At 60.0% G+C, this 12,459-nt stretch carries 4 protein-coding genes; all 4 read right to left on the bottom strand.

All coding sequences use genetic code 11. The features are described from left to right. Nucleotides 1-89: 89 nt before the first annotated feature. Complete coding sequence (locus QEH57_RS23965) at nucleotides 90-3,821, bottom strand: DUF3857 domain-containing protein (RefSeq protein ID WP_309009341.1); 3,732 nt, start codon at nucleotides 3,819-3,821, stop codon at nucleotides 90-92. A 105-nt stretch (nucleotides 3,822-3,926) separates the two neighbouring features. Beyond that, a complete protein-coding gene (gene recD / locus QEH57_RS23960; RefSeq protein WP_309009340.1) occupies nucleotides 3,927-5,618 on the bottom strand; it encodes an exodeoxyribonuclease V subunit alpha in 1,692 nt (563 codons plus the stop codon). Continuing rightward, complete coding sequence (locus QEH57_RS23955; RefSeq protein ID WP_309009339.1) at nucleotides 5,615-9,106, bottom strand: UvrD-helicase domain-containing protein; 3,492 nt, start codon at nucleotides 9,104-9,106, stop codon at nucleotides 5,615-5,617. Before QEH57_RS23955 ends, recD begins: the two co-directional genes overlap by 4 nt. Then, complete coding sequence (recC, locus tag QEH57_RS23950; protein ID WP_309009338.1) at nucleotides 9,103-12,420, bottom strand: exodeoxyribonuclease V subunit gamma; 3,318 nt, start codon at nucleotides 12,418-12,420, stop codon at nucleotides 9,103-9,105. The genes QEH57_RS23955 and recC overlap by 4 nt, the downstream gene beginning before the upstream one ends. Between the last annotated feature and the right edge of the window lie 39 nt (nucleotides 12,421-12,459).

The raw sequence follows: 12,459 nt of genomic DNA, 5'->3' as shown, positions 1-12,459 counted from the left end.
CAAAAACGCTCGAAATCAGCTCGAAGCGTCGAAACGAAGAAGCAGCCAGGGATGCTCTCTTTCAAAACGACTGCCGTGAATTATTCAGGCTAGGGGACTCTTTCGAAGTCCAGGGATTCGCTGACCAAGGAGAGGGCGTCCTGGGCGCTCGTTTGGAAGGAATCGAAACGTTCCCTCGGACCTTCGGCCAGCAATTGGCTGATGACGCTGCTTACCGAAATTTGGCCCGTTTCCTCGTCAGCCAGCCGGCGGTGCCGGTAGCGGTGGTAGCCGGTGTCCTTCTCGATATTGGCCAAATCGTCCTGCGAAAGGCGCAGCCCTTCGGGAGGCAGCAGGGTGAGCTTCGACTCGAAGGATATCGGGTGGCGCACCTTGAAGGGAGTCTTCCGGTCCCGAGCGAAGGGCACTCCGAGATAGTAGTGCTCCCAGACGGCGGGCACGGTGGGCAGCGTAAGGCCACGGGAGGTACGTTTGACGGCCCGCGGGATATTGTAGCTCATCACCACCTCGAGCGGAGCGTCCACCTCCTTAAGGTTGGACGTATCCACGCTTTCCAGACGCAGGTTCTGGTTGGTCCGAGAAGACATCATCGCCTGGAAAGTATCCAAGGTTTGGCTTTCTTGCAGGGTGACTAAATAGGAACGGAAGTAGGCGGCGGGCAGGCCGGTGAAGCGCAGGGTCTCCTCCACGTGCAGGGAGTCATCCACGATCTCCAGGCGCTTGGACGAGCTGATCGTGTTTTCCTCGAGCACCGGATCCTTGGCCACCACGAAGCGGGGAGCGCCTTCTTCCAGGACGAGGATGTTTCGGCCGTCCAGCCCGATCGGGGTGGAAAGCTTGAGCGACACGTGCTGGCTGGTGCAGTCGATGAAGTGTCCGCCGGCGTAGTCGGGCAGGTAGAGGATCATGTGGTCGAACTGGTCCAGGGACGGCAGTTCGGTCTTGATGCGCGCAGCGGTGTTGACCAAGGCCAGGTTTGAGCGGATCCCCAGGGCGTCCAGGAGGCGATTCGCCAAAAGGGCGAGGTCCTTGCAGTCGCCGTACTTGTCGGCGACCACCTTGTCCGCTGTATTGGGTATCTGGGCACGCGGCCCGAAAGCGAGGGCCTTGTAGGTGAACTCCTTCTGGATGAAACCGTAGACCGCGGCGATCTTGGCTTCCTCAGAATCGGCCTCAGCGGTGAGCTGTTGAGAGAGGGCCTTGATCGCCTCGCTTGTGGTCAAGCGCTCCGCAATGTCCTCGAAATAGCGCTCGACCTCGGATTCCCAGCTTAGGCTCTTTTCCGCGAGTACGAGGTGGGGAGCGAAGGTTTCGATATCGGCCTGGTAGTCTTCGTTTTGGTAGCTAGGCGTGTTTTCTGCGTACCAAATCAGGTGTGTGGAATCGCTGCTTTCATCCACGCCTTCGGAGGATTCGGCCGCGACCGAATCGATGTCGCCCGTAATAGAGACGCCGCAAAAAAGGCTTTTCTGGAAGTAGGTGAAGCTCTGCCAGAGCATTGGGAATTCTTCGATCAAGCCTGTCGTGTTGTAAGAAACGGTGTATTCGAGCGTGCAGTTCTTGGTGAGTCCCGAGACCGGCGCGTACAGCAGGCGGTCTTGAGAAACGATTACGTCCCCGTTGTTGTCCAGGAGATAGAAGTCGGAGCGCTCCTCGCGGCCGATCACTTCGCCGTCGGCGTCTCGCACGATGATCTCGTTGACGTAAACGTCTTCGTAGAAGGGGTCGAAAGTGAAGCTGAGCGTGCTGTACATATCCAGGCCGGCATCGTCCCGGATTGCCACCTTGGTGGTGGTCGTCTTCCTGTTCACCTTCTCCTTTTCGTAGTGAATCGACTGCACCGTATACAGGATCACCGACTCGCTTCCGCTTAAGGGCGAAGCCTCCGCAGCCTTCGCCTTTTCTGCCAGAAACTCCGGCATGGGAACCGGCTCGATCGGCGTCTGGTTGACCTTCGTATCTCCCTTGCCGAGGGCTAGGGTGGCGTAGTCCAGCATGGACTTCGCTTCCTCGTCGAGCGGATTCAATTCAACCGCTCGCGCGTAGCATTCCTTGGCCTTGAGGTAGGACTTCAAGCCGAAGAGCGCGTTGCCCTTGATTGTCAGCAAAAGTGGATACGCCTCTACATCGTCGCCTAACGCCTCGATATATTCGATGGTTTTCGCATACTTCTCCTGGTTGAGATAAACGTAGGCGATGTCGTAATCCAGCGAGAGCTCGAAGGGATTGTTCTCCTTGAGTTCCTGCAGGATTTCCAGGGCTTGATCGTGATCGCCGATTTCCGAGTGGTAGGATGCGGCCCACTGGAGGGCGCTTAGCGAGCCCGTCAGATCGCTGAAGTCTCGGGCGATGGCGATTCCGTCCTTCCAGCGCTCTTGCTTGCCGAGCAGCTCCATGTAGGACCAGAGACCGGATTCGCTCATGTTGCTGGAATCGAATACGGTATTGAATACAGCTTCCGATTCGGCGTCCCGGTTGAGCTGGGCCAAGGCGGCCGCGTAGTATTCGAGGAAGGGATAGTTTTCCTCGAAGGCGTCGGGCGACGCTTCGAAGAGGTCGACGATCGCTTGATGGTCTCCTTGTTCGGAAGTGACTATGGCGAAGTTCGAGGCCACCGCGGGATCGCTTTTGTCCAAGGACAAGGAGCGTTGGAGGTAGCGTCTTGCGAGGACGTAGTTGCTTTGTGAGTACGCGTTTACCGCGAGCTGGTTAAGGGTCTGGGCTTGGAAGTACTTAACTTCTAGAGCCATCGCCGAAGCCAGGGCTTCCACGTCGATCTCCTCGCTGATCCGTACCGCGGCGAGGGCGCTTTCGACCGCTGCCATCTTTTCCGGGTCGCCCGAGTAGCCGCCCAGCAGGTAGCTGAAGTCCTTGAACTTGCGCACCTGTATCACGAAGGAATTGGTAAAGCCCTCCACGTTCTCCGATGTGAAGCTAGACTGCAAAAAGCGTTCCTCGCCTTGCCTCACGATCTTGTCCCGTCCGTTCAGTCCGGAGCTGGCGTCGATGTTGAGCAGGCTCAAGAGCAGGGAATTCTTGAGGTCCTTGAAGCTCGGGTTCAGGCCCTCATGGTAGAGAGGGACGGCGAAGAGAAACACTTCGTTGGCCTGGGTCGCGGTGAAAACGGCCTGGGGAAACTCCTCGTCGCCAACCTGCCACGTCGTCCAGCCCGTAGCCCCGAGGTCGATGGAAAAGCCGACCGCCGGGTCCTCGAACTGCGAAAGGGGCTCGAAGTCTTCCGAATGGTAGATGCGCTCCGGATCGATCTGCTTGAAAAGTTCGCCCAGCTCCAAGATGTCCGATTTGGCGAGCTCCGGAAAGGTCCCGCTACGCCAGGTCATGAGCTGGTAGCTGTAGCCATTGCGGGTGCAGACCAGATAGCCGTACACGTAGTCTTGGCCGAGCAGCTTGGCTTTTCCGGTGAAGTTCACCCAAGGAAGCCCGTTGATCTCGACGATGCTGGTGTCGCTGAAGGTCGCAACCGGCGAGACCGCTCGCAGGTGCGACATGGCGGTTTCCGTCAGCAGTTCGTTGTTGATTCCGTATTCGACGCCGATCTTCTCCGCGATGATGATGAAGTAGGCGTCGTTGATCGACTTGCGGTAGGCGAGGGTCGTGTCCTCGCCCATGGTCGTTGCCGGGATCTCGCTCCAAGGCCAGCCCGGTTGCTCGAAGGTGAAGTTCAGCTCTTCGAAAAGCGGTTTCTTGTCGTCCGGAGTGGAGAGCGCTCCCACGCCGCTGGCCGACGCGACCCATGAGGTAATGAAAAAGCTGAGACAGAGGATTCGCAGGAAGGCAGGAGGAAGGAGGCGATGGGTCATGAGGATTCCGTAGGCTTAAATGCTTAAACAATGTGCGTAGTTCTCATCCCTATGCCAAGAACCGAATCCCCTTTCTTGCTCGATCGCAGGAGGGGCGGTTGCGCGCTAGTCCCCGAGCAACTCGGCTAGGCGAGTCGCTCGAACCGCCTGACGCGAAATTCCCGCTGCCATCGTATCCATCTCGCCAAATACCACCAGTTCGCTCTTGGCCCGGCTGAACGCGGTATAGATCAACTCGCGGGTAAGGGTCTGGGCCGCATCGGGGCCGAAGAGGCAGTGTACCGACTCGAATTCAGAGCCTTGGCTCTTGTGGATGGTCAGGGCGAAGGCGGACTCGTAGCGGGGCAGCTCCGATACCCGAAACCTCCGCACTCCCTTTTCGGAGTTCTCGAAACATGCGATCAGCCGGTCCTCCTCCTGCCAGATCAAACCGATATCCCCGTTGAAGAGCTCCAGCTCGTAGTCGTTTTCCAAGACGATGATGGGCTCCCCGTGAATCGGCTTGTCGGGTAATCCAGCGAGCTCTAGCTGGGCTTGGATTCGAGCTCGGACCCGGCGATTGATTTCGATGGTGCCGAAGGGGCCGTTGCGGGTGGGAGTCAAAGTCATGGAATCGCCCAAGCGGGCTAGGGCAGCCTGAGCGTCAGGTGCCTCGGACAAGAGGCGGTGACGTTCGACGCCCAGTTCCAGCAAGCGTTGCGGCACCCGCTTGGCCCCGGCGGCCAAGGCGTGGTAGCGCACGTCGGCGCTGGGAGCCTGCATGAAGGCGGTGAAGCCCTCCAGGTCGCCTTCCTTAGAAACGGTACAGAGCTGGTAGATTCCGCTGTCCTCGGAAAATCGATACGTTTTGCTCAAGCGTTCAACCGAAGCTGCCAAGCTCGCTCCTTCCGCTTCGGCTGCGGCTAGAATATCGCTCAAAACAGAACCGACCTCCACGCTCGCCAGCTGGTCCTTGTCGCCGAGCAAGAGAACTTGGCAGCTTTCCGGCAAGGCCTCGAACAGGCGGGTCATCAAGGGAAGGTCGATCATGGAGCTTTCGTCGATGACCAGCGTATCGTAGTGCAAGGGATGCTTTCGGTCCCGCCGAAAGGAGGAGCGATGCGGCAAACTTCCAAGCAGGCGGTGAATGGTCAGGCAAGGGATGGACAGCAAGGCTTCCTTGCGCTCGGGAGCGAGTTCCATGCGGCTCACTCCATTAGCGATCGATTCCGCCAAGCGAGCGGCGGCCTTTCCGGTCGGGGCGATCGCGGCGAAGCGGGCAGGGCGAGTCCCCTCCCAGGAATCGAGCAGCTTGTCCAGGTAACGCAGGGCCAGGGTGGTCTTTCCCGTGCCCGGTCCGCCAGTGATCACGAAGAAGCCCTGGGCGACGGCTCGATCCACTGGGTCCTGCTCCTGCGATTCCGCAAGGGCCTTACCGCAACGGCTGCGAATCTGCTCCGCCAAACGTTGTTCGTAGCGGTAGTACTTTTCCAGATACAAGCACGAGTCGCCGCTGAGGACCAGCGGACGGTCCAAGGTCTCTCCCTCGTTTTGCACGAGCGGGCTCGCCTTCAGCAAGTCGATCCATCGCTCCCAAACGGGCCACGACTTGGGAACGCTTGCGGAACCGAGTTGGGGCGTTCGCAGGTCGAAGTAGGTGTGCCCTTCGCGAACCGATAGGTTGCAGAAGGCGGCGGCTATCAGTATCCAATAATTGCTTTCGCTCCAGTCCTCTCGCAGGTGACGTACCAGCATGCGATCGCTCGCGGTGAACGGGGCTTCGTTGAGCAACGAAAATTCGTCTCGTTCCTTGATCATCGATAAATCCCTTCCTTCATGAGAGCTTGGTCCAGGGCCTCGAGCAGCTCAGGCGTGGGCAGGTCGTAGTAGATCCCGGTTTCCTTGCCGGGACTGATGCCGCGGGCGTAGATGTAGAAAACTCCGCCGAAGAGATCTTCGAACCGTCGCTGCGGAAAGCGCCACTCCGCAAATCGCTTGAGAGCTACGCAGTAGAGCAGGTACTGCAGGAAGTAGTTATGGTCGGACATGGATTCCAAGATGGCATTTTGGTCGTAGTCGGTCGGAGTGGGCCCCAGGTAATTGCTTTTCCAGTCGAAGATGTAGAGGCGTCCCTCGTGCTCGAGAACCAAGTCGATAAAGCCGCGCAACATAGACGCCGGCAGCCCGGCTTCGCCCTTCGCCAGGCCGCTAAGCCAGCTAGCCGGGATGCGGCCGAGATCGTTCGCGGCTAGGGCGTCGAGAATCCCTTCCTTGACGTCGCCAGAGACTGGATACGAAAACTCGAGCTCCGGCACCCGCAGCTGCGGAGCGACGTCTTCCAGGGCGAACGAGGTAAACTTGCTGTTGAGCTTCGCTTTGGCGATCGCTCCGATTTGGCCGGCCACGATCGGCTCGAAGTCGCGTGGCTCGAACTGCAAGGCGTCGAAGGCCATCTGGGTGGTAGCCGCTAGGGTCTCGGGACGGCTGAAGTCGAAACGCTCCAGAATGAGGTGCAGCAAGTCGCCCGCATGCGTGCCCTTAGGCAAGGTAAAGATGCTGATCCCTTCCGGAGCCTCCTCCACCTCTGGTTCCTCCGCTATCGGGGCACTCTCGTCGCTCAAGGCGGAATCCGCTTCCGTCGCTTCCACGGACTCGTCCGTCTCGTCGATGTGCAGGCTCTTGTTGAGCGAGGAGAAGCTGAGTACGCGATCCGGCAAGGGCATGCGCTTCCGCTTCTGTAGGGGCTTGGCGAATACTTCTTCCTCGGGATCGGATTCGCTTTTCCGTTGCAAGGCCACGAAGGGACCTGCCTCCAGGGGCGATTGTTCGAAGGCTATCGTCTGGTCCGAGGCAGCGGCGATGCGTTCCAGCTTTTCCGCGACCGCAGCGCTGGTACTCTCGAGGCCTTCGTCCAGCAGGAACTGGGCGAAGCTGGAGCAATTTCCACGGGCCATGGCTTCGGGACAGAGGTAGACGATGTTCTCCCGTTCCGCGCGAGTGAGGGCGACGTAGAGCAAGCGCACGTCTTCCGCGAGGGCCTCGCGTTGGGAGTGGGTAACGGCCGGCGAATCCGCCTCCGGGGCGTAGTCGATCACCATCTCGTCGTCGGGACCATGGTAGGTCGCGGAAAGCTCGTCCGCCCGCACGCGACGCAATCCGAGAAAAGGTAGGTAGACGATGGGAAACTGCAAGCCCTTGCTCTTGTGCACGGTTATGACCTGCGGCTTTCCTTCGTCGCTGCTGATGCGGGTTTGCCACTCCTCGTGCTGCGAAACGTTGGCATTCGCCTTGCGGGAGAGCCAATTGAGCAGGCCGCGGGGGCTTAGGTCTTCCGCGTCCCGCGCCTCCGACAAGAGTTCGGAAAGCTGGCAAATGTTCGCGTAACGTCGTTCCGAATCCAAAGCGTTCGAACGCTTGGTATCCAATAGCTGCAGGAGCCCGTGCAGAGCGACGTCGAAGTTGCGGGAAAACCAATCCTTCGCCCACTCCGTTATGTATTCAAAAATCGGAGCGGCGGATTCCTCGAATGCGGGACCGACCATGTCCTTGGCTGTCAGCGAGGTGTCGAGCGCCGCGTAGGCGCCGCGCTTCAAGCTGGTGCGAGTGGGCGAGGCGAGGGCGGCAAGGATCTGCCCGAGGTCCGCTGCTTCCTGGGTTTGGAAGACGCTGCGATCCGCACGGATGGCGACCGATACGCCGCGCTTGGCCAAGGCTAGGCTCAAGGTATCGGCTTCGTGCTTGCTGTTCACCAAAAACGCGGCGCTGGCGGGATCGAAGTCGGGATCTTGGTTGATGCGGGCTACGAAGTCGTTGGCAGCCCGTTCCGCCAATACGTCGCGATACCAGCCGCTGCCAAATTTTTCGAACTCGGAAACGGTGAGCTGATGCAGCTTGAAGGGGCTCTGGCAGGGAGGAAAGTCTGCGGGATCGGTGCCGGGCTCTACCGCTTCGAACTGTATGCGCTCGTCCACGAATCCAGCTGCCGCGGAATTGAAAAGCGTATTGACCGCGGCCACCAAGCGCGGGGCGGAACGGTAGTTTTTAGTGAGCGCTTCCTTGCGGATCTCGCCGCCTTCAGTGGCCTGGAAGTAGGCGTAGATATCCGCTCCGCGAAAGCGATAGATGGCCTGCTTCGGGTCGCCGATGTAAAAGAGGTAGTGCTCGCCCTCGCCGAAAAGCGCCTTGGCGATGTCTAGCTGCACGCGGTCCGTGTCCTGGAACTCGTCGATCAGGGCCGCGTCGTACTTGGCGGAAAGGAACTGCTTCACCCGTTCGCCCGCCTCGCTCTTCAAGGCTCGGCTCAAGTGGTGCAGCAGGTCGTTGAAGCTGATCACGTTGGCCTGCAGCTTGGCCTTCTCCAAGCGCTCCGAGAGCCACGGCTTGTAGTTGTAGATCAAGGACGTGAAGGCGGCTTCGATTTGCTCCTTCACGACATCCACGAGCGAGATCAAAGGTGGAACCGGCAGGTGGGCGCCGCCCTTGTTGACCGCCTTGCTCCAAGCTTCGCTGCGGAAGTCTTCCAGCCATTCCAAGTCTTGCGGCAGCAGGGCGCCGCGCTTCAGGCAGGCTTCGAGGTCGGGGGAATCTCCGCGCAGTTGCTTGGCGTTGCGGCTGGTTTTGCGCAGGTGGGCCAGGTAGTCGGCCTTGCGTTCGGCGAGGTCGCGGATCGCTTCCGGGATTTCCGCGAAACGTCGCTCCAAGGCCTCGAAGTCGACGGGCAGGGGAGTGGGACGCAGCTTGGCCTCGGGATGGGTGGAGGTTTGGCGACCAATGTCGTTGAGGCGCTTTTCGAAGTTCTTCTGGAAGCCAAGGGCCAGGCTGAGCGCTTGCGAGGCCTCGAGGATTTCCTGGCGGATGTATTCAGATTGCAATTGCTCGATCAGTTGCTCCTCGACCTGGCTCAGCTCCGCGTCGAAGGGCGTTTGCGTCTCGAGGGCGACAAGGTCCAGGGAGCGCTTGCAAAAGCTATGAATCGTGGAAATCGGGGCTTCGTCGAAAACCTCTAGGCTATAGCGCAGCGCGTTCTTCGCAGCCTCCAGATCGAAGTCCGGCTGAGCGATGCATTCCTTCAGCGCGGCTTCCTGCGGATCGCCAAGCTCCAACTCCCGCAAGGTGGATTGATACAATTTTTGGATACGGGCGGCGAGCTCTTCGGTGGCCGCTTCCGTAAAGGTAACGGCCAAGATGCGATCAAGCGTAATCCCGTGCTGCAGGGTGAGCTTCAGGGCGATGCGGCAAAGGGTATAGGTCTTGCCCGTTCCGGCGCTCGCTTCGATCAAGGTGGTTCCTTTATGCAGTTCCATCATGCTTCGCCTCCTTTCATGCTAGCGAGCTTCAGAGGCTGTTTCGCCGCCAGGCAAGGTTCCCAAACCTGCAAGGCGAGATCGAGAAAACGCTGGTCGGGCGCGTAGTCGTCGCCGAAGCAAATCCGATCGTAGTCGGACCATTCCACCTTTTTCCAGGAAGCCGTATCCGTGAGGCTGCTACGCACGTCGCGGCGGGCGTTGCCAAGCGCTGTTTCAATTCGCAAGGCTTCGTCTTCGCCCCCGAGTTTCTGCCACGCTTTGCAGGTTTTTTCGGAAAGTTCGGGAAAGAAGGGGATGGGCGCCTTTTCGCCGTCGAGGAACAGCTGCAGCAGCTCGCCGAGCCGCTCGCGGGCGCCCTCTGTCTTTGCGAAGCGAAAGTGTCCGCCCTTGTGGTGCAGGCTAAGCACCACGGTTTCGCCGCGGAAGGCGGGGTTGTAGGCGGAGGCAAATAGGTGGCGTATCCAGGCTGCAATGACGCGTTTCGGCTTCAGTTCGCCGGCTTCGACGATGAGCTGGTCTCCGCGACCGGCTTGCGTCTGCGATTCGCCGCAGAGGCTGGCCGGACCGCAAGGAGCCTCCAGGTAGACGCTCTCCCTTCGCTGTTCGCCGATCGCTTCCGCCACTTGCTGGGCCCGCTCGTATTCGGCTTGGAAGCTCGGTTTTTCCAAGAACCCAGCTGGCAGGAACTTGGATTGGGCAAGGCTGCGGAAGTCGATTTCGTCTAAACTTCCGCCACTGGCAATCTGGGCGGCGAAGCTGTGCCGGAGCTTGAAGCGATCCAGCCCCGTGGAAAAGAGCGGATCCATCTCGGGCAGGGCATCGTCCCCGCTTTCCATGCGCAGCTTAGCCACTTTGGTAGCGAAGGCTTTGGAAGGAGACTCCATGAAGCGGATCAGGTCCTCCAGTTCCACAAGGGACGGGTTTTCCGCTTCGGCTTCGCTGTTCGCAGCTTCACGTTGAGGAGTCGGCTCGCTGGGTTGGGCTGTTGGCCGGAAGCGATTGCGCAGCTTAGCCCGCTCGGGATCGTAGGTTTGGGTTTCGCCGTGAAAGTAGCTGGGGTCGAAGGACTGGCGCTTTTGTTGGCGGAAGATCTGCTCGAAGTCCTCTTCCTCCATGGCGTTCTGGAGGTAGCTGAGCAGCTCTTCCACGACGGCCGATGGTTCGTTGAGGGTATCGCTATTGGGCGACAGGCCTTGGTAGCTAATCACCAAGCGACTGCGGACCGAGAGCAAGGTTTCCAAGAAAAATTGGCGATCCTCGTCCCGTGTATTGCGATCGCCGATACGCGTTTCGTTCGCCATCAGGTCGAAGCTGGGACGCTTGCTGCTGCGGGGAAAGTCGGAGCGATTCATGCCCATCAGGCAAACCGTATCCGCTGGGATGGCGCGCATCGGCTTGAGCGAGCAAAAGGTCACCCCGCCGCTGAGGTAGCCGCCGCCTGAGGCGCTGGACTCGAATTTCTCCGCAAGGGCCCGATAGACCTCGGCTCCGGAGGCGAAGGAATCCGCGAGCTCGGGCAGCGTTTCGCGTATCAGTTCTCCGGCTTGCTGGTAGTCGCGCTGCCACTCGTCGCGATCGCAGCGGACCGAGCCGAGCAAGCCGAGCAGTCGCTCTTGCCAGCTCGCGATAGAGTGGGTCTGGTGAAAGCCTTGGCGCAAGGAGCGGATCAGTTCCAGGCACTCAAGCAAGCGTCCTGCCGTTTCGGCAAGGTCGCTCTCGATTTCCGGATAGGAAAGGATGCCTTGAGGGGTCAAGGTTTCTTGCGAAAAGAGAGCCCCGGACAGCAAGCGGATGCGCAGTTCCCGCCAGGTGTTCCGATCGGTTGCGAAGCTTAGATGCTGGGAGCGGTGCTCGGCATCCCAACCCCAGGTAATTCCGAGTTCGCGTATCCAGAACTCGATACACTCGAGGTCGCGGTCCGAGAAGCTGAAAACCTCGCGCAGGAGCGGCGTTTCCAGCAGGGCGAGCACCTCCGCGGAGCTGGCCCGCGTGGATACCGATTGCAGGATGGCGAAAAGTCCGCTCAATACGCCTGGTCGGCTGCCGGCGGCGCTGTCGGCGATGGAGTAGGGGATGTCGAACGGGGTGCCGCGCTTGGCCTTGAAGACGGCTTCGATGTGCGAGCGGTAGTCTTGTATGTCCGGAGCCATGACAAGGATATCGCTGGCTTTGAGCTCGGGCGTGGAATCGAGGCGCTCCACGATGAGGTCCCAGATGGTCTCGACTTCCCGGCGGCGGCTGGAGCAGGAGTGCAGCTGGATCGAAGCGTCGTAGGGCGGGAAGGGTGGCGTTCCTTTCGCTAGGTCGCGATCCTCGATCGTGAACAGGTCCGCCTGCAGGCAGTGCAGCTGGCTTTGCGTTTCGTCGGGCTCCTCGAATTGGCTGTCGTCCTGCTGCGGATCCTTGTCGATCAGCAGGTCGAGGAACATCTGGCTCTGCTTGCCGAGCGAGGGTAGCAAGGGGTTGCCCGTTTCGAATAGCCAATCTTCCGGCTGGCTCAAGCGCGCGCCGGCCTTGCGAGCAGCCTTTTGGGCGATCTTCTGGATTTGCTTGCTGCTCTTGAGATCGGCCCAGTATTGGTCCGAAGGTTGCAGGAGAAACACGTGCACCGGCCGGTAGCGAGAAAGCTGGTCGAGCAGGTCGAGGTAGAGCGGAGCCAAGGAAGACACGCCAAAAACGAAGAGCCGCTCCGGCCAAAACTGCGGCTGGATGCCGAGCTCCAAGATTTGTCCCCGCGACAAATCCTGCCAAAGGCGGGCGATGTGTCGCGGCGTCTTGATTCTTGGATACAGCTTGCGGATCAATCGCCTCCAGAGCTCCGCCTGCCAGTCGAAGTGGGATTCGCTGGGCTCGTCCTCCCAGCGGGTAACGATGTCTGGACGGTAGACCAGGTACTCGTCGTAGAGCTTGGCAAGGCGGTTTGCGAAGGCGAGCCGCCGGGTGCCGACCGCGTTCTGGCAGTAGCTGCGGACCTGGGCGAAACGGGCCTGGTCTTCCAGGTTCCCCAGCAGGTCCAGCAGGCGCCAGCGGGCCTGGTCCTCGGGAAAGGCTCCGGTCGCGTCGAAACTCGGCTCGAAGCCCCGCAGCACGCGGGAGAAGAGCTTGCCCGGGAGCGGAAAATCCCAGCCGAAGGCGACGCCCGTGCGCTTGGCGATTTCGAATTGCAACCAGCGAGCGATGCCGGGGTTGAGGGTCATCACCGTCTCCTGCGAAAGCGTATGGGCGAGCGGAAGCGCTTGGGAGACGTCCACCAATCGAGCCGCCAGTTTTTCAACCCGATTCGAAGTATGGAGATAGAGCTGCTTTTCCGCCATTTGAGCTGCGGATGAGAAACTTAGACCCGTGCCCTTGGC

Source organism: Pelagicoccus sp. SDUM812005, from assembly GCF_031127875.1.
GTDB lineage: Bacteria > Verrucomicrobiota > Verrucomicrobiia > Opitutales > Opitutaceae > Pelagicoccus.
This window is presented reverse-complemented; position numbering and strand designations above follow the sequence as displayed.

Bases quoted from the DNA above. Each gene is read 5' to 3' on its own strand.
- recC (WP_309009338.1), bottom strand. From the start codon at position 12,420: ATGGCGGAAAAGCAGCTCTATCTCCATACTTCGAATCGGGTTGAAAAA.
- recD (WP_309009340.1), bottom strand. From the start codon at position 5,618: ATGATCAAGGAACGAGACGAATTTTCGTTGCTCAACGAAGCCCCGTTC.
- QEH57_RS23955 (WP_309009339.1), bottom strand. From the start codon at position 9,106: ATGATGGAACTGCATAAAGGAACCACCTTGATCGAAGCGAGCGCCGGA.
- QEH57_RS23965 (WP_309009341.1), bottom strand. From the start codon at position 3,821: ATGACCCATCGCCTCCTTCCTCCTGCCTTCCTGCGAATCCTCTGTCTC.